Raw genomic sequence first — 19,840 nt, 5'->3', positions numbered from 1 at the left:
CCCGACGCGCCCCTAGGGGGCAGCGCAGAAGCCAAGGCGTAGGAGGCCCCATGCTCGTGCTCGTTATCAACTCAGGCTCGTCCTCGCTCAAGTACCAGGTCCGCGACGTCGAAGCCGGCAGTGTGCTCGCCGAAGGGCTGGTCGAGAAGATCGGCATGGGCACCGGCGGCGAGGGCGACGGCGAGATCGAGGGCCCCCGCGACCACGCCGAGGCGCTGGAGCAGGTCGACGCCGAGATCCACGCGGCCCTGGGCAACCGGGTGCTCGACGCCGTCGGGCACCGGGTGGTGCACGGCGGGGAGCGCTTCGCTGAGCCGGTCCTGATCAACAACGAGATCACCCGCGCGATCGAGCGGCTCAACCCGCTGGCGCCCCTGCACAACCCCGCGAACGTGCTCGGCATCCGCGCGATCTCGAAGAAGTGGCCGGACATGCCGCAGGTCGCCGTGTTCGACACCGCCTTCCACCGCACCCTGCCGGAGCACGCCTGGCGCTACGCGGTGCCGGAGGAGCTCTACGCCAACCACGGGATCCGCCGCTACGGCTTCCACGGCACCTCGCACGAATACGTCGCTAACCGGGCGGCGGCGCTGCTGGATGTGCCGCTGGACGAGTTCGACGCCGTCATCGCCCACCTGGGCAACGGGGCCTCGGTCACAGCGATCCGCGGCGGCCAGTCCGTGGACACCTCGATGGGTTTCACCCCGCTGGAGGGCCTCGTGATGGGCACCCGCTCCGGGGACCTGGACCCGTCCATCCTCGTCTTCCTCGGCCGGGCCGGCTGGTCCCCGGAGGACCTCGATGCCATGCTCAACCGCCAGTCCGGGCTCAAGGGCCTGGCCGGCAACAACGACATGCGCTCCGTGGTGGAAGCCGCGGAAGCCGGCGACGCCCGGGCGGCCATGGCGCTCGCTGTCGCCTCCTACCGGCTCGCGAAGTACATCGGCGGCTACCACGTGGCCGTCGGCGGGGCGAAGGCCCTCGTCTTCACGGCCGGGATCGGGGAGAACTCGCACCAGTTCCGCGCGCTTGTGGCGGAGCGGCTGGGCGCCCTGGGCGTGCAGCTCGACGACGGCCTGAACCGCGAGCGGTCCAAGGAGCCCCGCGTGATCTCCTCGGCGTCCTCGGCCATCCCGGTGCTCGTGGTGCCCACCGACGAGGAACGCGCGATCGCCGAGGCCACGGCCGGCGTCGTCAGCCACTCATCGGTTGCTCCGTAACGGCCCTTTTGGCGGCTCATAAGGGTGCCTGCGGAGCAGTCGATGGGTAGCGTTGGGGCATGACGGAACCCAAGCTCCCTCTTCACCTGCCCCTCCGGACCGAACGCCTGGTGCTGCGCCGGTTCGAGGCCGGGGACCTGGACGCGTACCACGCCTACCATTCGTTGCCCGAGACCGCCCGGTTCCTGCCCGGGGAGGCGAAGAGCTACACGAAATCCATGGAGTCCGTGGGCAAGTACGCCAACTTCGTCTTCGAGAAGGAGGGCGACTGGATCTGCCTGGCCATCGAGGCCGCGGACTCACCCGGGCTGCTCGGCGAGGTGGTGCTGAAGTGGCTGCCGGGCTGCGGCCAGGCCGAGATCGGCTGGAGCCTCGCCCCGGAAGCCCGCGGCAAAGGCATCGCGACCGAGGCCGCCGGCGCACTGCTGCAACTGGGCTTCGGGGAACTCCGCTTCCACCGGATCGAGGCCAAGCTCGATGCCCTGAACACGGCCTCCGCGGCGCTGTGCGAACGCCTCGGCATGCGGCTGGAATCCACCCAGGTGGACAAATGGCACTACAAGGATCAGTGGGCCACCGAAGTTGTCTACGCCATCCTCGAGCACGAATGGAAGGCCCGGCACGCGGGTTAGAAGCGCGCCGGACTCACCGGATTGACACGAATGGCCGCTAACCGGCTCGGGATAGCGGCCACTCGTGGCGAATTGATGACGAGCGTCGGCCAGCACGTCCGCACTGGTGCACCCATCTGACACGAATGGCCGCCATGGTGCGCGCCGGGGCGCCCATCTGACACGAATGGCCGCCATGCTGCGCGCCGGTGCGCCCATCTGACACGAATGGCCGCTAACCGGCTCGGGATAGCGGCCACTCGTGGCGAATTGATGACGAGCGTCGGCCCGCCCAAACACCCATCTGACACGAATGGCCGCCATGCTGCGCGCCGGGCCACCGATCTGACACGAATGGCCGCTAAATGGCTCGGGATAGCGGCCACTTGTGGCGAATTGATGACGAGCCGGCCAGCACGTCCGCACTGGTGCGCCCATCTGACACGAATGGCCGCTATGCTGCGCGCCGGGCCGCCCATCTGACACGAATGGCCGCTAACCGGCCCGGGATAGCGGCCACTTGTGGCGAATTGATGACGAGCGTCGGCCCGCCCAAACACCCATCTGACACGAATGGCCGCTAAATGGCCCGGGATAGCGGCCACTTGTGGCGAATTGATGACGAGCGTCGGCCAGCACGTCCGCACTGGTGCACCCATCTGACACGAATGGCCGCCATGCTGCGCGCCGGTGCGCCCATCTGACACGAATGGCCGCTAACCGGCTCGGGATAGCGGCCACTTGTGGCGAATTGATGACGAGCGTCGGCCCGCCCAAACACCCATCTGACACGAATGGCCGCCATGGGACGTCCCATCGCGGCCATCCGTGGCGAACCGGTGCAGGCGCGGGTCAGTAGCTCGCGGGGGAGCCGCCGTCGGGCCGGATGAAGTCCGCGGCGAGTGCCTCGGAGCCGCGGGCCAGCAGCGCCACGTCGGCGCCCACCAGGATAAACGAGGCGCCGGCGGCCAGGTAGTGGTGCGCGGTGGCGGGGTTGAAGGCGTTCACCCCGGCGGGTTTGCCGGCCGCAGTGGCGGCGGCCAGGCAGTGTTCGACGGCGGTGCGCACCTGGGGATGTTCCTGCTGGCCGAGCAGCCCCATCGAGGCGGCGAGGTCCGAAGGCCCCAGGAAGATGCCGTCCACGCCGTCGACCGCGAGGATCGAGTCCACCGCGTCGACAGCCGCCGTGGACTCGATCTGGACCGTGACGCTGATGGTCTCGGAGGCCCGGGCAAGGTAGTCGGGAACCCGGTTCCACCGTGCCGCGCGGGCCAGGGCGGAACCGACGCCCCGCACGCCGTGCGGCGGGTACCGGGTGGCGGCCACGGCGGCCTCCGCCTCGGCCGCCGAATTCACCATGGGGATCAGCAGGTTCTGCACGCCCAGGTCCAGGTACTGCTTGATCACCACGGTGTCGTTCACCGGCGGCCGGACCAGGGTGTGGACCGGGTAGCCGTTGATGGCCTGCAGCTGGGCCAGGATGGATTCGAGTCCGTTGGGGCTGTGCTCGGCGTCCACCAGCAGCCAGTCCAGGCCGGAGCCGGCGCAGAGTTCGGCCACCAGGGGGCTGCCGGAGCAGACCCACATCCCGGCCAGCGGGCGGCCCGCAGCGCCGGTTTGGTTGCGCAGGGCGTCCCGGAACGTGGGGGCGGGTTCTACTCGAAGCGGCATGTCACAACTCCCAGGGGTCCGTAGTCGGCGTGGACGGTATCACCCTTGTACACCCAGAGGGGCCGGGTGAAGGAACCGGCGAGGATGATGTCGCCGGCCTTCATTCCGTCCCCGTGGGCGGCGATTTTGTTGGCCAGCCAGTGGACGCCGTTGGCGGGGTGGTCCAGGACGCCGGCGGCGACGCCGGTTTCCTCCACGGTCTGGTTCTTGTAGAGGATGGCCGAGACCCAGCGCAGGTCCACGGCATCCGGGCGGACCGGGTTGCCGCCGACCACCATGGCCCCCATCGCGGCGTTGTCCGAGATGGTGTCCACGATGGTCCGGCCCTCCATTTCGATCCGGGAGTCCAGGATCTCCAGGGCCGGAATGACGTAGTCCGTGGCGTTGAGGACGTCGAAGATGGTGCAGCCCGGGCCGGTGAGGTCCTTTTTCAGCACGAACGCCAGCTCGACCTCCACACGCGGGTGGCTGTACTGGTCCCATGCCACGGAACAGCCCGTCTCCAGCACCATGTCATCGAAGATGGCGCCGTAGTCCGGCTCGGTGATGCCGGTGGCGGCCTGCATCGCCTTGGACGTGAGGCCGATCTTGCGGCCCACCAGCTTCCGTCCCGCGTCCTCGTTGCGGCGCCGCCACAGCTGCTGGACGGCATAGGAGTCCTCGACCGTCATCCCCGGATAGCGGGCGGTCAGCAACGGGACCGGAGTCCGGCTGCGGCCGGCCTCCAGCAGCTCATCGGCGATGGCCTCAATCGTCTTGGCGTCCAGCATGGCTACAGCTGCGCCCCGAGCTTGAACCCCTCGGCCGCAGCGTCGGCGTCCTTGCGGGTGTAGGAGAACCCGTCGGCGCCCACCGTCACGGCCATTTCGCTCTTTTCCTCGCGCACGACGACGGGCTGCGGGTTGCCGTCGAGGTCCAGGACCAGGGAGGCCTCGGTGTACCAGGACGGGACCACGGGGTTGCCCCACCAGTCGCGGCGCTGGTTGTCGTGGACGTCCCAGGTGATGGTGGGGTTGTCCGGGTCGCCCGTGTAGTAGTCCTGGGTGTAGATCTCGATACGGTGGCCGTCCGGGTCCAGGATGTACAGGTAGAAGGCGTTGGAGACACCGTGCCGGCCGGGGCCGCGTTCGATCCGGTCGGAGATCCGCAGGGCGCCCATCTTGTCGCAGATCTGGATGATGTTGTGCTTCTCGTGCGTGGCGAACGCGACGTGGTGCATCCGCGGACCGTTGCCGCCGGTCAGGGCGGTGTCGTGCACGGTCTGCTTGCGGTGCATCCAGACGGCGTAGGAGACGCCGTCGGAATCCTGGATGTCTTCGGACACGCGGAAGCCGAGGTCCTCGAGGTACTTCCTGCCGCGCGGGACGTCCGGGGTGACCTGGTTGAAGTGGTCCAGCCGGACCAGTTCGCCGGCGGAGTAGAGGTCGTAGCGCTGGGTGAGGCGTTCGACGTGCTCCACGTCGTAGAAGAACTCGTAGGGGAAGCCCAGCGGGTCCTCCACGCGGACGGAGTCGCCGATCCCCTTGGTGAAGCCGTCCGCCCGGCGTTCCGTGCGGCAGCCGAGTTCCTTGTAGTAGGCCTCGGCGGCGTCGACCTCGGCGGGGGACTTCACCCGGTAGGCGAAGGCGGCAACCGCTGCGATGGGGCCCTTGCGCAGCACCAGGTTGTGGTGGATGAACTCCTCCAGGGAGCGCAGGTAGATGTTGTTCTCGTCCTCCTCGGTAACGTGCAGGCCGAGGAGGTCAACGTAGAACTCGCGGGACTTGGCCAGGTCGGTGACCACGATTTCCATGTACGCGCAGCGGACGATGTCCGGTGCCGGGACGGAGGGCTTGGGGATGACGTTGCTCATGGGATTCTCTCTTCGTTGAGGAGGGGCAGTGGTTGATGTACGACGACGGCGGGCGGCTTACCCGGTTGCGCTTTCAGTTGTGGTTGCCTTCAGGGCCTCGAAGGGACCGTAAGTGATAGCGCATCGGGGTTAGGCGCCGAATTTGGGGGTGTGGACGGTGCCGAGGGTGATGTGGACGGCCTGCTGGTCGGTGTAGAAGTCGATCGAGCGGTAACCGCCCTCGTGGCCCAGCCCGGAGGACTTGACCCCGCCGAACGGTGTGCGGAGGTCGCGGACGTTGTGGCTGTTGAGCCAGACCATGCCGGCTTCGACGTTCTGCGAGAAGTTGTGCGCCCGGGTCAGGTTCTGGGTCCAGATGTAAGCGGCCAGGCCGTACTTCGTGTTGTTCGCCAGGGCGAGGGCCTCGTCGTCGCTGTCGAACGGGGTGATGGCGACCACCGGGCCGAAGATCTCCTCCTGGAAGATCCGCGCGTCCGGTGCGACGTCGGCGAACACGGTGGGCGCGATGTAGTTGCCCTCCGGGAGGTGGTCCGGGCGGCCGCCGCCGGCGAGCAGCCGGCCCTCGGACTTGCCGATCTCCACATAGGAGGCCACCTTGGCGTAGTGCTCCGGGTGCACCAGGGCGCCGACCTCGGTCTTCGGGTCGTGCGGGTCGCCGACGACGATGTTCTTCGCGCGGGCGGCATACTTGTCGCAGAATTCCTCGTACACGGCGCGCTCCACCAGGATCCGGGACCCGGCGGTGCAGCGTTCGCCGTTGAGCGAGAAGACCCCGAACAGGGCCGAATCGATTGCGGCGTCGATGTCGGCGTCGGCGAACACGACGCACGGTGATTTGCCGCCGAGCTCCATGGACAGGCCTTTGAGGTTCTCCGCGGCGTTGCGGAAGATGGTCTGCCCGGTGGTGGTCTCGCCGGTGAAGGAGATCAGCGGGACGTCAGGGTGTTTGACCAGGGCATCGCCGGCTTCCTCGCCGAGGCCGTTGACCAGGTTGAACACACCGTCGGGCAGGCCGGCGTCCTTGAAGATCTGCGCCCAGAGCGAGGCGGAGAGCGGCGTGAACTCGGCGGGCTTGAGGACCACGGTGTTGCCGGTGGCCAGCGCCGGGGCCAGCTTCCAGGACTCCAGCATGAACGGCGTATTCCAGGGCGTGATGAGGCCGGCGACGCCGATCGGCTTGCGGTTCACGTAGTTGATCTGCGCGCCGGGGACCTTCATGGCGTCGTCGAACTGCGCCACGATGAGGTCCGCGAAGAAGCGGAAGTTCTCCGCCGCCCGCAGCGCCTGGCCCTTGGCCTGGGTGATCGGCAGGCCGGTGTCGAAGGTCTCGAGCTCGGCGAGACGTGCCTCCTGGGCTTCGACGGCGTCGGCGATCTTGTTCAGGATGCGGGCGCGTTCCCGCGGCTTCATCTTCGGCCACGGGCCGTTGACGAACGCTTCGCGGGCGGCGGCGACGGCGAGGTCGATGTCCTCTTTCTGCCCGGCCGCCGCGGTGGCGTAATTGGTATTGGAGACCGGGTCCAGCACATCGAAGGTCTTGCCGCTGACGGAATCAACGAATTCGCCGTTGATGTAGTGCTGGATGTGGGTGGTCAGGTCCTGCGGAATGTAGTGGGTGGTGGCAACCGGAGCAGTAAACGTCATTGTTATCTTCCTTGCTGAACTGATAATGGCAACGCGGGGTCACTTGCGGCCCATGTTGGGGGCCTTAATGGGCGCTATGTGACCCCGCGTTGCTTTGGGCGAGGTAGGCGTCCAGGGTGGCGGAGCGGTGGAGGCGGGCGGCTTTTTCGATCACGTCGGCGTCGGCCGCGGTCTCGATGAGCCGGAGCAGTGCCTCGTGTTCGTCCACCGATTCGTGTGCGCGGCGGGGGACAAAGCGGAACGTGGAGGACCGCAGCGACGCCAGCCGGTTCCAGCCCCGGTGGACCAGGTCCAGGATGTGCGGGTTGGGGCAGTGCTCGAACAGGATGCTGTGGAAGTCCTGGTTCAGCCGGGTGAACCGGACGGGGTCGAAGTGCTCCAGGCATTCGCGCATCTCAGCGTTGACGGACCGGGCCCGGGCCACGTCAGCCGGCCCGATCAGGGGAGCGGACAGGGCCGTGGCGGCGCCCTCGACGATGCTGAGGGTCTGCATCGTGTAGAGGTACTCGGTGGGGTCGATCCCGGCGACGGTGGCGCCGACGTTCCGTTCGAACTTCACCAGGCCTTCGGCTTCGAGCCGGCGGATGGCCTCGCGGACCGGCACCACACTGACGCCCAGGTCCTCGGCGATCTTCGCCAGCACCAGCCGGTAGCCGGGGGAGTAGCTCCCGTCTACAATCCGGGCCTTGACGGCCGCATAGGCCTGCTCGGACTTGCTGGCGGTGTGCGCGGCAGCGGGAGTGGCGGCGGAAGTTGCTGTGTCATTCATTGACTTTCCCGGCTTCCCAGTTCTCGTAGCGGGCCCGCCATTCGGCGTTGAGCGGGTACAGGCCGTCCACGCTGTGGCCCTGCTGCACCATCTCGGCGATGAAGACCTCCTCGCGCTCCTGGGCGATGGAATCGTCCGCGAGCTCCTCGGCCAGCGACGGCGGGATCACCAGGATGCCGTCCGCGTCGGCCACGATGATGTCCCCGGGCTGTACGGTGGTGCCGCCGCAGGCGATCGTGATGTCCGTGTCCCACGGGATGTGCCGGCGCCCCAGCACGGCGGGGTGCGGGTTGGCGTAGTAGGTGGGCATGTCCATCGCGGCCACGGCGGAGAAGTCCCGGACGCCGCCGTCGGTGATGACGGCCGCGGCGCCGCGGACCTGGGCGCGCAGTGCCAGGATGTCGCCGATGGTGCCCGTGCCCTTTTCGCCGCGCGCCTCCATCACCAGGATCTCGCCCTCGTTGACCGAATCGATGGCCTTCTTCTGGGCGTTGAAGCCGCCGCCGTGGGTTTTGAAGAGGTCCTCGCGGTTGGGCACGTAGCGCAGCGTCCGGGCCAGGCCCACGATCCGCCGGTCCGGACGCGTGGAGGTGAGGCCGTCGATGCTCACGTTGTTCAGGCCGCGCTTGCGCAGCTGGGAGGACAGGGTGGCGGTGCAGACGCTCTCCAGTTTCGCCTTCAGCGCAGGCGAGAGGACATGCCCGACGGCGGCGGCGGGCGCCTCTGCCGACGGGACATGTCCGACGGCGGCGGAGGCCCCGGCCGCGAGCCCGGCGGCCGCACGGGAGCCGTAGGCCTCCTCCCGCTGCAGGTCATCGGTCTTGGGCTGCGCACCGAAGTCACCGAACGGCGTCATACCTTCCGCAACCAGGGTGACCAGCCGGCCGGTGGTGAGGACGCCGGACCCGGTGCCACCCGCCGTCGTACTCTCAGTGCTGAGCCCAGCGGTGCTGACTTCGACCTCGACGACGTCGCCCGGCTTGGCCACGGACGCCCCGGCGGGGGTGCCGGTGAGGATGATGTCGCCCTCCTCGAGGGTGAGCAGCTGGGACAGGTCGGCAACCAGGCGGGCGAAGGGGAAGAGGAGGTCCCCGGTGGTGTCGTCCTGGACCAGCTCGCCGTTGTGCCAGGTGCGGATCCGCAGGCCGGAGGGGTCCACGGCGTCCGCGGCGATCAGTCCCGGGCCCACAGGGGTGAAGCCGTCGCCGCCCTTGGAGCGGAGGTTGGAGCCCTTGTCGGCGTAGCGGAGGTCGTAGACGCCGAGGTCGTTGCTGGCCGTGACCCACTCGACGTGGTTCCAGGCGTCCTCGATGCCCACGCGGCGGGCGGGCTTGCCGATGATCAGCGCGATTTCGCCTTCGTAGCCGAGGAGTTCGCAGCCGGCCGGACGTTCCACGGTTGAACCGCTGAGGGCCAGGGACGAGGATGGCTTCAGGAAGTACGAGGGCTGCTCGGGGGTCCGGCCGCGCTGGGCTGCCCGGCTGGGGTAGTTGATATGCACCGCGATGACTTTGCGGGCCGCTGCCAGGGTGTGGTCGGTGACCTGTTCCAAGAATGACTCCTCATCGAGTACGAAATCGTATACGAAGACTATTGCCCAGGAACGGCGGATCGTCAACCCCCAATTCCGGGGGGATTCCCGGACACTTGTAACCCGCGTCATATCTGCGTACAGTTTCGAGTGGAGACAAAAATTCTAATATCGAACGTCCTGTTCTATTATCGAACACGCACTGGCGGTGAGAGCCCCCACGCAGCGACGTCCCACACAACGAAGTGAGGAAAGCCCGTGCAGTTCCACCACCACGGTTACGTATCCGGTGACCCGCGAGTCCAGCCCGCCGCCGGCGTCGGCATCGACCGGCCCACAGAACTTCCCGACGAGGTCGACGTGCTCATTGTGGGCACCGGCCCTGCGGGCGTTGTCACGGCCGCGCAGCTGTCCCAGTTCCCGGGGATCACCACCCGGATCGTGGAGCGCCGCGGCGGCCGGCTCCCCATCGGCCAGGCCGACGGCATCCAGGCCCGGAGCGTCGAGACCTTCCAGGCCTTCGGCTTCGCGGAGCGGATCATCGCGGAGGCGTACCGCATCACCGAGATGGCGTTCTGGAAGCCGGACCCCGCGGATCCGTCCCGGATTGTCCGTGGCGCCCGCGCCGTGGACGACACCACGGGCATCAGCGAGTTCCCGCACCTCATCGTCAACCAGGCCCGCGTCCTGGACTACTTCGGCGAGTTCATGGCGAACGCGCCCACCCGCATGTCCCCGGACTACGGCTTCGAGTTCCGGGGCCTTACGGTCGACGACGCGGCGGAGTACCCCGTCACCGTCACCCTCGTCCGCACCGCCGGCCCCGACGCGGGCCAGGAGCGCATCGTACGGGCGAAATACGTCGTCGGTGCGGACGGCGCCAAGAGCAAGGTGCGGGACTCGATCGGCTGCACCCTCGCGGGCGACCAGGCCAACCACGCCTGGGGCGTTATGGACGTCCTCGCCGTCACGGACTTCCCGGACATCCGCACGAAGTGCGCCATCCAGTCCGGCAGCGGCGGCAGCATCCTGCTGATCCCGCGCGAAGGCGGCTACCTCTTCCGCATGTACGTCGATCTCGGCGAGGTGGACAAGGAGGACAAGGGCGCCGTGCGCAGTACCACCATCGAGCAGATCATCGCCCAGGCCAACGAGATCCTCCACCCCTACACACTCGACGTCCGCAATGTCGCCTGGAACAGCGTGTACGAGGTCGCGCACCGCCTCACGGACCGGTTCGACGACGTCCTGCCGGAGCAGCAGGGCACCCGCACGCCGCGGGTGTTCATCACCGGCGACGCGTGCCACACGCACAGCGCCAAGGCCGGCCAGGGCATGAACGTCTCCATGCAGGACGGCTTCAACCTGGGCTGGAAGCTCGGGCACGTGCTGGAGGGCCGCAGCCCGGAGAGCCTGCTGTCCACCTACTCAGCCGAGCGCCAGGTCATCGCGAAGAACCTCATCGACTTCGACAAGGAGTGGTCCACCCTCATGGCGAAGAAGCCCGAGGAGTTCAAGAGCCCCTCCGAACTCGAGGACTTCTACGTGAGCACCGCCGAGTTCCCCGCCGGATTCATGACCCAGTACACCCCGTCGATGCTCATCGGCGAGGCCACCCACCAGGACCTGGCCACCGGTTTCCCGGTCGGCAAACGCTTCAAGTCCGCGCCCCTGGTGCGGGTCTGCGACACCAACCCGATGCACCTGGGCCACCACGCCACGGCGGACGGCCGGTGGCGGATCTACGTTTTTGCCGACACGGCAGCAGCAGGCACTGCGTCGCCGGTCGCGGACTTCGCCGACTGGATAGCGACCGCGCCGGACTCGCCGCTCGCCGCAACCCCCGAGGGGGCCGACCGCGACGCGTGGTTCGACCTAAAGGTGATCTACCAGCAGGACCACACGAGCATCGACATCGGCGCCGTGCCGGCCGTGTTCAAGCCCCAGGTGGGTCCGTTCCAGCTCACGGACTACGAGAAGGTCTACGCCACGGATCCGAAGGCGGACATCTTCGAACTGCGTGGCCTGGACCGCGGCGGCGTCGTGGTGGTGGTCCGCCCGGACCAGTACGTGGCCAACGTCCTGCCCCTGACGGCGACGGCGGAGCTCGGCGAGTTCTTCGCGCCCCTGCTGCGGGCCGGCAAGCGCGCCCCCGAGCTCCAGGACCACGCGGGCTAAGCACCAATCCCGGCCGGAGGGCGGCTGAACTGCAGCCCTCCGGCGGTGTTGCGGCGCTCCAGCCCAGTTACTTCCCACCGCACCGCCCCGCGCCCGCGGAATTTCGCGGTTCTGCGCGGCAGGAGCGGGGTGCGGTACGAGGTAACCGGGCAGGAGCGTCGCCACCCGGGGAGCAGGGGCGAACGCGACTCCCGCCGCGGAGCATGCCCAGTGCTCCGCACCCGAAACTTGCGTCCCAGTCCTCTCCGCAGCTATTTAAGCTGCGGTAAACGGCCCATGACGCGCAACCGGCCCAGCGCTGCGATATACCCGTAGCGCTGGACCGTTTGCGCGTCGCCAGCCCGGAACCGCAGCGCAGGACGAGCGTAGACGGCGGGAAGTCGTCCTCGGGCGCCCTACCAGCAGAGGTGCGACGCTCCCGCCCAGTTACTTCCGCCCGCACCGCCCCGCGCCCACGGATTTCCACGGTCCAATGGGGCAGAAGCGGGGTGCGGCACCAGGTAACTGGGCCGGAGCGTCCGGGACGAGGCCGCGTCAGCCGGTAAGGTCACGACGCCGGATCAAGTATGAAGCGATTCCAGCCCCCAGCAGCGCGACGGCGGTCAAGGCCAGGGCTGCCGCTGGGTCGAACGGTTCAACTGGCATGGCCGCGGAGTGGCGGAACGGGCTCAGGTCCTGGATCCAGAGCGGCAGGCGCAGCAATTCCCCGAACTGGCCCAGGATCAGGCCGGCGGCCAGCAGGCCCCAGCCCAGGGGAATGCTCAGGCGGGGTGCTGCCGCGAAGACGATTGCGGTTGCCGAGAGGAACACAGTGGCTGCGGGGACATGCGCCAGGGCGGCACCGATCAACAGCGCCTCCGGAGGGCTGCCCGTGCCGGAGAGGGCCAGTCCGATGGTGGCTGTGGTTCCTGCGACGGCGGCCACGACGGCCACCGAGGCGGCGGCAAGGACGAGGTTCGCGCTGAGCCAGCGCGCCCGGGACATCGGGACGGCCAGGAGGAGCTCGGCCCTGCCCTCGACCTCCTCCGCGCGGAGCCGCAGCACCGCCTGGACACCCGCGGCTGCAGCGAAGACTCCGGCGATGCCCAGCAGCGCAGTGGTGAACACGTCGATGATTTCGGCCCGGCTGCCCGGGACGAGCCGGCCGATGAGTTCCTTCAGCGACTCGTTCCCGGCCACCGCATCAGTCACCACGGGCCCGAGGCCACCCGCGAGGGCTCCCAGGACGGCGGCGCCGATGCACCATCCGATCAGCGTGGGCAGCTGAAGCCGCCAGGCCAGGCCCAGGAACGATGTCCCGCCGGCACCGGCGCGCTCCCGGCCGGTACGCTCGGGCAGCAGGCTCCCGCCCAGATCCCGGCGGCTCCTGACCACTAAGACGGCACAGGCCAGGACGGCGGCCGCCCCTGCCATAACCAGCAGCGGCACGGGGTCGGCGGTTGAAAACGGCCGGGAGCGCTGGCCCCAGCCGATCGGCGAGAACAGCGAGGCCCAGCCGCTCGTGACCTGGGTCAGATCGGCACTCGGAGTGCCGAAGGCGTCGCCGATGCCGCGGAGAAGATAGGCGGCGCCGACCAGGCCTGCGGCTGCACCGTTCGCGCTGCGTCCCGAGGGCATGACCTGGGCGACTGCCGCGGCGACGGCGGCAAAGAAAACCCCGACAGCACCCACGGCGGCGCCGGCAGTGACCGCTCCGGCGCCGGGCAGCCCGGCGGCAGCGAAGCCCGCGGCCACACACACGGCCAGCACCAGGTTCGCGGCCGCACCCAGCAGAAGCGTCGCAGCCAGGGTCGCGGCGCGCGGGAGCGGAACTGACCCGAGAAGTTCTTCGCGCCCGAGTTCTTCATCGGCCCGGGTATGCCGGATGACCAGAAAGGTACTCATCAGTCCCGCGAGCACGGCCGTGAACGCGTAGCCCTGAAAGAACACCACCGCTCCGATGCCGGCCCCGTCCGGCAGGCCCCGCAGAAACAGGAACGCCGGGTTGACCGTCGCGACGCCGATGATGGCCGCGCGCTCGGCTTCTTCACCGAATTCCGTGGCCACGGCCGTTGCCGTGACGAACCCCAGCAGTGCTATGCCCAGGATCCAGACCGGAAGGAGTACCCGGTCCCGGCGCGCCTGGGCCAGTGCCAGCCGCACGACGCCGGACATCAGCGCGCCTGCCCGTTCCGGTCGCTGTAGTGACGGAGGAACAGCGACTCCAGCGACGGCGGGGACACGGTCAGGCCGCTGACGCCGCCGCCGGCGGCAACGGCGGCGAGAACGGGTCCAAGGTCCGTGGCGTCCGCGTCGAATTCGACGGCCGTCCCGTTGGTGCGGACGCCCTGCACGCCCGGAATAGCCGCCAGCTTGACGGGGTCGGCTCCGCCCTCGATCCTGAAGTGGGTTCGCTTCAGATGCCGGAGGTCGGTCAGGCTTCCCTTTTCGACGGCCCGGCCGGAACGGATGATCGTCACCCGGTCGCAGAGCTGCTCGACCTCGCTGAGAATGTGGCTGGAGAGCAGCACGGTCGCCCCGTCGTCGCGGACCCGCCGGATCTGGTTCCGGAACACGGTGTCCATCACCGGATCCAGGCCGGCGCTCGGCTCGTCCAGCAGATACAGGCGGGCCGGGCGGGCGAACGCGGCGATCAGCGCCGCCTTCTGCCGGTTGCCCTTGGAATACGTCCGGGCCTTCCGCTTCGGGTCAAACTCAAAGTCCTCGATGAGCGTCCGGCGCAGCCGCTCATCCGCGCCGCCGCGCAGGCCCGTCAGCAAATCAATGACCTCGCCGCCGGAAAGGTTCGGCCACAGACTCACATCGCCCGGGACGTAGGCGAGGTCCCGGTGGACAGCGACCGGGTTGCGCCACGGATCCAGTCCGAAGACACGGACAGTGCCCGACGTCGGGCGGATGAGTCCCAGGAGTACCCGCAGGGTGGTTGATTTGCCGGCACCGTTGGGGCCCAGAAACCCGTGGACCTCGCCCGCGGCGACGCTGAGGTCGAGGCCGTCCAGGGCCCGCGTCGGGCCAAAGGTCTTCACGAGCACCGTGGCTTCAATAACTGGATCGGCTGCAGAAGTCATCGGGGTACTCCGCTCGGATCGTTGCGGTGGGACCAGCGCCGGGCGGCTTTCTCGGCCTCGACGATGATCAGCACCGTCGAGCCGACGGCGGCGCACAGGAGCCATTCCCACGCGGTCAGCGGTGTGAGCTCCAGCAGGCCGGCGGAGACGGGCCAGGTCATGACAGCCCAGTGCAGGGCCAGGGCGGCCAGCGAGGTGTAGAGCAGCGGCTTGTTCGCCAGCAGCCTGAGCTGGAAGAGGGATTTGTTCTCGGCCCGGGAGCTGAAGACCTGGAAGAAACTCAGCATGACGAACATGGTCAGCGCGAGGGTCCGGGCCTGGATTTCAGGGTAGCCGGCGTGCAGGGCCGCGATGAAGCTCAGGATCACGGCCAGGGCCATCCAGGCGCCGGTGATTCCGGCCCGGAACCAGAGGGTGCGGGAGAGGATGCCGTCGGACGGGGGCCGGGGAGGGCGGTTGAGTTCATCGCCCTCGCCCGGTTCGAAGGCCAGGGCGATGTCCTGGACGCCGTTGGTGACCACGTTCATCCACAGCATCTGGACCGGCAGGAACAGCAGGGGCGTGTCCGCGAAGACGCTCAGCGTCACCGCCACCAGGGCTCCGGTCCCGGTGGAGAGCAGGAAGTACGTGGTCTTGCGGATCGCGGCGAAGGTGACCCGGCCTTCTTCGACGGCGTGCACGATCGTGACGAAGTTGTCGTCGGTGAGCACGACGTCGGCTGCTTCCCGGGCGACGTCCGTGCCGGATGTTCCCATGGCGACGCCGATCGCGGCTGCCTTGAGTGCCGGAGCGTCGTTGACGCCGTCACCGGTGACGGCAACGACCTTCCCGACGCTCTGCAGCGCGTGCACAATCCGGAGCTTCTCTACCGGCGAGACCCGGGCCGCGACGCTGGTTTGCTCGAGGCGTGCCGCAAGCATGTGGTCATCCAGGTCCGCCATTTCAGACCCGGTCAGGGCGGGTTTGTCTGTTGACATGCCCAGCCGGCAGGCGATGGCCGTCGCGGTCACCGGATGGTCCCCGGTGATCATCATGACTTTGATCCCGGCCTGCCGGCACCTGGCGATGGCATCGGCGACTCCGGCCCGCGGCGGGTCGGTCATTCCTTCCATGCCCAGGAACGTGAGTCCGGACGGCGGAGGCAGGGGGGCGGGCAGTTCTTCACCAGGATCCAGGATCCGGGACCCGGTGGCGATGACCCGCAGACCGTCCCGGCCCATCGCCTCGTTGGCCGCGTGGATCAGCGCCTGGTCCAGGGGGACTTCGCCATCCTCCCGGGCCATGGTGCCGGCGGCGTTCATTACCGCTTCCGGGGACCCTTTGACGTACAGGGTCCGCCGCCCCTGGGCATCGGTGTGGACCGTCTGTGAATACCGGAGGTGGGGTTCATAGGGCTGGTGGGCCAGGGGCTCCGCGGTGCGGTCCCGTTCTGTGACGGCGCTCCGGGCCACAGCGGTCTTGGCCATGGCCGCGTCGACGGCGTCTCCGGAGTATTCCAGGCCCTCGTCCTCGGAGGAGAGCGTCGCTTCGTTGGTCAGGGCACCGGCCCGCAGGACAGCCCTGACGAGTGCCGGGTCCGATGTTTGGTCTCCGTCAGTCCCGTCAGTCCCGGCGGTAATGTCCAGCAGGCCGGCGGTGGTCCAGATTCTTTCCACCGTCAGCCGGTTCTCGGTCAGCGTCCCTGTTTTGTCGGAGCCGATGACGTTGGTGGAACCCAGGGTTTCGACGGCGGGCAGGGTCCGGATGATCGCGTTGCGTTTCGCCATCCGGGAAACTCCGAGGCTGAGCGCGACGGTCAGGACGATGGGCAGCGATTCAGGGATGGTGGCCACCGCAAGCCCGACGGACGTGCGGAACATGGTGGACACGTCATTGCCGAGCACCAGCCCGGCGATGAAGATGAAAACGAGGGCGGCGAGGATGATCAGGCCGATCCGCCGTTCCAGGCTGTGGGTGAGCTCCTGCAGCGGCGACTTGCCGGGCGGGCCCTGGACGAGGGCGTTGATTTCGCCGAGGGCAGTGCCGGCACCGGTGGCAATGACCAGGCCCTTGCCCCGGCCGCTGCCCACGAACGTGCCGCTGAACGCGATGTTCGCCCGGTCCGCGTCGCCGGTATCGGGCGGAAGCGGTTCCGTGTGCTTGGTGGCCGCGAACGGCTCACCGGTGAGCATGGACTCATCGAGCTGCAGGCCGTTGGATTCGAAAAGCCGCAGATCGGCCGGCACCCGTTCACCGCTCTCCAGCAGCACCACGTCACCGGGGACGACGTCGCGCCCCGGCACCACCCGCTCGGTGCCGTCCCGCAGCACCCGGCACGACGGGGTGGAGAGCGACTGGAGCGCCCGAACGTCGGCCTCTGCTTTGCGCTCCTGGAAGAAGCCCAGGGCAGCATTGAGTGAGAGGACCAGGAAGATCGCGACCGAGTCCACCCAGTGTTGCTGGATCAGGGTGACCACGGCGGCGGCCAGCAGGATCCCGATCAGCGGGCTGATGAACTGGCGCAGCACGACCCGCCACCACGGGGTGGCTCCGGCGAAGCTCAACTCGTTGGGACCGGCGTCGGTCAGTCGACGGGCGGACTCCGCGGTGCTGAGTCCGCCCGGCCCGGACGACAGCCGGGCAAAGACGTCATCGGAAGCAAGGGCGTGCCACAGCGCAGGTTTCGTGGCGGTGCTGCTTGCTCCGGTGGATTGCGACGTCATGGCCTGTTTTTCCAGACGGAGGGGAGTTTCTGGGCCACGGCGGAGTCCTAAAAGTTGAGTCGACAAATAGACTGCCGACCAGACTTCCCGGCGCACCTTCCGTCAGTCTACGGGGCCTGCGCTCCGGCTTCGAGGCTTCCACGAGCCAGCGATCAGCACGGCCAGGAAACCCGCGGCGACGGCCGAGCCTTTCGGCCTACGGCGCCGGCGGGGCCGTCGCCGTTGGGACCGGCGACGGCGTGACCGGCGACGGTGCGGTGGCCGTCCCCGTGGACTCCGTGGGCTGCGGCGCCGCGGGTGCCGTGGCAGGGGAGGTGGCCGCAGGCGCCGTCCCCGTGGCGCCAGGCGTGGCCCCCGTGGTAGCCGAAGGTGTCGCGCCCGGAGTGCCGGAAGGGGTCGCCCCCGGGGTCGCCCCCGGCGAGCTCCACGTCGTGGCGGGAGCCGTGCCCGGCGAACCGCCCGGCGTGGCACTGGGGTCGGACTTGATGACCTCCATGATCTGGGCCTTGAACGCGTCCAGGCGCCCCTGGATCTCCGAGAGCGGGACGTCCTGCAGGTTCCGCCCGTATTCCGCGATCTGCTGCCAGAGTTCGTTGAGCCGGGTCATGCCGTCGGCGCTCAGCGGCCCGTCAAGTGTGAGGACCAGCTGGCTCGCCAGGGCGTAGGTCAGGCACCGCACGCAGTCGTAGTTCGCGGCGGCCGAGAGGTTTTCCGGGATGATCACGTCGGTCTGGCCCACGATCAGCACCACCTGGAAGCCCACCGCGACGGCGGCGCAATCGGTGCAGCTGGCAAAGGCATAGGCCTCGTTGCGGGTGGTCACGTCCTCGCCGTCGTCCGCCCAGACCAAGGCGAAGGCGACGTCGTAGACCACGGACCCGTCCGTGGTGTTGACGGCGAGTGACTGGTTGCCGTCCTCCTCCGGTGCGGCCGGCTGGTCGAAGGGGAAGACCCAGGCGGGGGAGGCGGTTCCGGCGTCGCGCGGGACCAGGACCATGCTGAGCTGCGGATCCTCCCGGGTGGGCTTCTCCGCGCCGGCGGGCCAGAGCGCCACGGTCCGGCCGGCCCGGCCTTCCCGCAGACCGGTGGTGGAACCGGCCGGGAAGATCGCGGTGGTGGCGTCGGCCAGGGTGCCCCGCTCATAGGGCTGGACCGGCCGGTAGCTCTCGGCGCCCGGCCACCAGGCCCAGGCGAGGCCGGCCGTCACGGCCGCAATCACGGCGAGGGTCGTCCCGCGCTGGAGTGCCTTGCCGCGGGCCTTCTGCCACAGGGCTGTAATAACTTGCCGGCCCAGCCGGAACAGGATGTAGAAGATCCCCAGGACCGGAAGTGCGACGGCGGCGATGGCCAGGATCCGCACGGCGGCGTCGAGGATGTCCCCGCCGGCGAGGCTGCTGTTGAACATGGCGTACTGCTTTTGCCCGCTGTCCCACGCGGTGCCCAGGAGCCGCGGCAGGGCCAGCACCATCATCACCAGGCTGAACAGCAGCAGCGGCACGGTGATGAGCACCCAGGCGGTCACCACGGCGCGGGCCCACGGCTTAAGGACCTGCGCCTCCGGGTCCTTCCGGCGCCACGGCAACAGGCTCAGGAGGGTGGGCTTGATCCGCTGGAACAGGTCGGGGACCCCGGTGGCGTCGGCGAGGATGTGGTACCCGTCGAATCGGACCAGCGGCAGCAGTTGCCGGACCATCTGCAGCACCTGGGTCACCAGCACCAGCAGCAGCGCGTCGAACCCGGTGGCCCACCAGATCCCCATGATGGCGACGGCGACGATCGCGTTGAAGTACAGCCCGCCCAGATCGGTCCGGATGCGGCCGGCGCGGCCCAGCCGGTAGGAGTCGGTGACGTCGGTGAAGAACGCGGGCCAGATCAGGTAGAGGCCGGTGCCCATGGCACCCGGGGTGGCGCCGCCGCGGCGGGCGGCCGCTGCGTGCCCGAACTCGTGGAACCCGGCGGACAGCACGGTCACGGCCAGGATCAGGAGCACCAGGCCCGGGTTGGCGAAGGCCTCGTGCGTGGCCGAGGCCAGGCCCTTGACCATGAACACCCACCAGCAGGCAGCGAGGAAGGCCGCGGTCACGAGGACCACGATGAAGGGGTTGAAGAGCGCCGCGAAGGGGGCCGTGATCCGTCGGGTGCGCTCCGGGTCGGTGACGGTGTAGCGGAACTTCATCCCGAGCAGCGGGTCGGCCTTGCGGACCTCGGGCTGGGAGCCGTCGGCCAGCTGCAGCAGGCCCAGGGGCAGCAGCTGGGAGTCGATCAGCGTCCGGACGTTGTCGGCGCTGACCAGCCTGCCGAACCCCGCGCTGGCGTGGCTGGCGATTTCCTCGACGCCGCGGGTGCCATCCATCGCTTCGAGGACCAGGTACAGCAGCCGGGTGAGCTGCAGGGTCTGGCCGTCGGCGCGGCGGACCAGGGAGGGCGCCTCGCGGTAGCCGGAGCCCTGGGTCTCGCCAAGGAGTTGGACCCCGTCGGCCCGGACCGGAACCTGCAGGGTACCGGCAGCTGCCCCCGGCGCGAGGGAAGATGGCGCAGGGGAAACCGGCGGGCCGTCCGTGAGGGACGGCCCGCCGTGCGTTGTACTCATCCGG

The 19,840-nt window shown here is 68.8% G+C and carries 13 protein-coding genes; 3 read left to right on the top strand and 10 right to left on the bottom strand.

Annotated elements, in window-relative coordinates:
* Positions 1–50: 50 nt before the first annotated feature.
* Together ABIB29_RS11750 and ABIB29_RS11745 are read left to right on the top strand one after the other, a co-directional pair.
* Positions 51–1,220, top strand: coding sequence for an acetate kinase (locus ABIB29_RS11750; RefSeq protein WP_354172972.1), 1,170 nt, complete (start codon positions 51–53; stop codon positions 1,218–1,220).
* 59 nt (positions 1,221–1,279) lie between these two features.
* The gene (locus ABIB29_RS11745) at positions 1,280–1,852 is read left to right on the top strand and encodes a GNAT family N-acetyltransferase (RefSeq protein ID WP_354172970.1); all 573 of its coding nucleotides are present in this window, start codon (positions 1,280–1,282) and stop codon (positions 1,850–1,852) included.
* An 831-nt stretch (positions 1,853–2,683) separates the two neighbouring features.
* Here the strand turns inward: ABIB29_RS11745 and ABIB29_RS11740 are convergent.
* The 6 genes from ABIB29_RS11740 to ABIB29_RS11715 form a co-directional block, all read right to left on the bottom strand.
* On the bottom strand, positions 2,684–3,502 hold the full coding sequence (locus ABIB29_RS11740; RefSeq protein ID WP_354172969.1) for an HpcH/HpaI aldolase family protein: 819 nt from the start codon (positions 3,500–3,502) through the stop codon (positions 2,684–2,686).
* Positions 3,487–4,272, bottom strand: coding sequence for a 2-oxo-hept-4-ene-1,7-dioate hydratase (gene hpaH, locus ABIB29_RS11735; protein ID WP_354172967.1), 786 nt, complete (start codon positions 4,270–4,272; stop codon positions 3,487–3,489). Before hpaH ends, ABIB29_RS11740 begins: the two co-directional genes overlap by 16 nt.
* Positions 4,273–4,274: 2 nt before the next feature.
* On the bottom strand, positions 4,275–5,354 hold the full coding sequence (hpaD, locus tag ABIB29_RS11730) for a 3,4-dihydroxyphenylacetate 2,3-dioxygenase (RefSeq protein WP_354172966.1): 1,080 nt from the start codon (positions 5,352–5,354) through the stop codon (positions 4,275–4,277).
* 129 nt (positions 5,355–5,483) lie between these two features.
* Positions 5,484–6,998 (bottom strand): 5-carboxymethyl-2-hydroxymuconate semialdehyde dehydrogenase, encoded by a 1,515-nt coding sequence (hpaE, locus tag ABIB29_RS11725; protein WP_354172964.1) that lies wholly within the window; start codon positions 6,996–6,998, stop codon positions 5,484–5,486.
* 64 nt (positions 6,999–7,062) lie between these two features.
* The gene (locus tag ABIB29_RS11720) at positions 7,063–7,767 is read right to left on the bottom strand and encodes a GntR family transcriptional regulator (protein ID WP_354172962.1); all 705 of its coding nucleotides are present in this window, start codon (positions 7,765–7,767) and stop codon (positions 7,063–7,065) included.
* Complete coding sequence (locus ABIB29_RS11715) at positions 7,760–9,319, bottom strand: fumarylacetoacetate hydrolase family protein (RefSeq protein WP_354172960.1); 1,560 nt, start codon at positions 9,317–9,319, stop codon at positions 7,760–7,762. The genes ABIB29_RS11720 and ABIB29_RS11715 overlap by 8 nt, the downstream gene beginning before the upstream one ends.
* A gap of 237 nt (positions 9,320–9,556) precedes the next feature.
* Here ABIB29_RS11715 and ABIB29_RS11710 point away from each other — a divergent pair, with 237 nt between their 5' ends.
* A complete protein-coding gene (locus ABIB29_RS11710) occupies positions 9,557–11,476 on the top strand; it encodes an FAD-binding monooxygenase (RefSeq protein ID WP_354172959.1) in 1,920 nt (639 codons plus the stop codon).
* A gap of 534 nt (positions 11,477–12,010) precedes the next feature.
* Here the strand turns inward: ABIB29_RS11710 and ABIB29_RS11705 are convergent.
* The 4 genes from ABIB29_RS11705 to ABIB29_RS11690 all read right to left on the bottom strand — a co-directional run bounded on the left by ABIB29_RS11705 (position 12,011) and on the right by ABIB29_RS11690 (position 19,836).
* Positions 12,011–13,630 carry an ABC transporter permease gene (locus ABIB29_RS11705; RefSeq protein WP_354172957.1) on the bottom strand — a complete coding sequence of 540 codons (1,620 nt, stop codon included), beginning with the start codon at positions 13,628–13,630 and terminating at the stop codon, positions 12,011–12,013.
* Positions 13,630–14,544: an ABC transporter ATP-binding protein gene (locus ABIB29_RS11700; protein WP_354172955.1), complete on the bottom strand. Its 915-nt coding sequence runs from the start codon at positions 14,542–14,544 to the stop codon at positions 13,630–13,632. The genes ABIB29_RS11705 and ABIB29_RS11700 overlap by 1 nt, the downstream gene beginning before the upstream one ends.
* Positions 14,541–17,246 (bottom strand): cation-translocating P-type ATPase, encoded by a 2,706-nt coding sequence (locus ABIB29_RS11695; protein ID WP_354172953.1) that lies wholly within the window; start codon positions 17,244–17,246, stop codon positions 14,541–14,543. The genes ABIB29_RS11700 and ABIB29_RS11695 overlap by 4 nt, the downstream gene beginning before the upstream one ends.
* Positions 17,247–17,442: 196 nt before the next feature.
* Positions 17,443–19,836, bottom strand: a complete 2,394-nt coding sequence (locus ABIB29_RS11690; protein WP_354172951.1) for a hypothetical protein — start codon at positions 19,834–19,836, stop codon at positions 17,443–17,445.
* Between the last annotated feature and the right edge of the window lie 4 nt (positions 19,837–19,840).

Source organism: Arthrobacter sp. UYEF36, from assembly GCF_040547025.1.
GTDB lineage: Bacteria > Actinomycetota > Actinomycetes > Actinomycetales > Micrococcaceae > Arthrobacter.
The sequence above is the reverse complement of the archived record's forward strand: the minus strand, read 5'-3'. Positions and strand labels throughout refer to the sequence as shown.

Excerpts from the sequence above, each read along its gene's own strand:
- ABIB29_RS11750 (WP_354172972.1), top strand. The coding sequence starts at position 51 with ATGCTCGTGCTCGTTATCAACTCAGGCTCGTCCTCGCTCAAGTACCAG.
- ABIB29_RS11745 (WP_354172970.1), top strand. The coding sequence starts at position 1,280 with ATGACGGAACCCAAGCTCCCTCTTCACCTGCCCCTCCGGACCGAACGC.
- ABIB29_RS11740 (WP_354172969.1), bottom strand. The coding sequence starts at position 3,502 with ATGCCGCTTCGAGTAGAACCCGCCCCCACGTTCCGGGACGCCCTGCGC.
- hpaH (WP_354172967.1), bottom strand. The coding sequence starts at position 4,272 with ATGCTGGACGCCAAGACGATTGAGGCCATCGCCGATGAGCTGCTGGAG.
- hpaD (WP_354172966.1), bottom strand. The coding sequence starts at position 5,354 with ATGAGCAACGTCATCCCCAAGCCCTCCGTCCCGGCACCGGACATCGTC.
- hpaE (WP_354172964.1), bottom strand. The coding sequence starts at position 6,998 with ATGACGTTTACTGCTCCGGTTGCCACCACCCACTACATTCCGCAGGAC.
- ABIB29_RS11720 (WP_354172962.1), bottom strand. The coding sequence starts at position 7,767 with ATGAATGACACAGCAACTTCCGCCGCCACTCCCGCTGCCGCGCACACC.
- ABIB29_RS11705 (WP_354172957.1), bottom strand. The coding sequence starts at position 13,630 with ATGTCCGGCGTCGTGCGGCTGGCACTGGCCCAGGCGCGCCGGGACCGG.
- ABIB29_RS11700 (WP_354172955.1), bottom strand. The coding sequence starts at position 14,544 with ATGACTTCTGCAGCCGATCCAGTTATTGAAGCCACGGTGCTCGTGAAG.
- ABIB29_RS11695 (WP_354172953.1), bottom strand. The coding sequence starts at position 17,246 with ATGACGTCGCAATCCACCGGAGCAAGCAGCACCGCCACGAAACCTGCG.
- ABIB29_RS11690 (WP_354172951.1), bottom strand. The coding sequence starts at position 19,836 with ATGAGTACAACGCACGGCGGGCCGTCCCTCACGGACGGCCCGCCGGTT.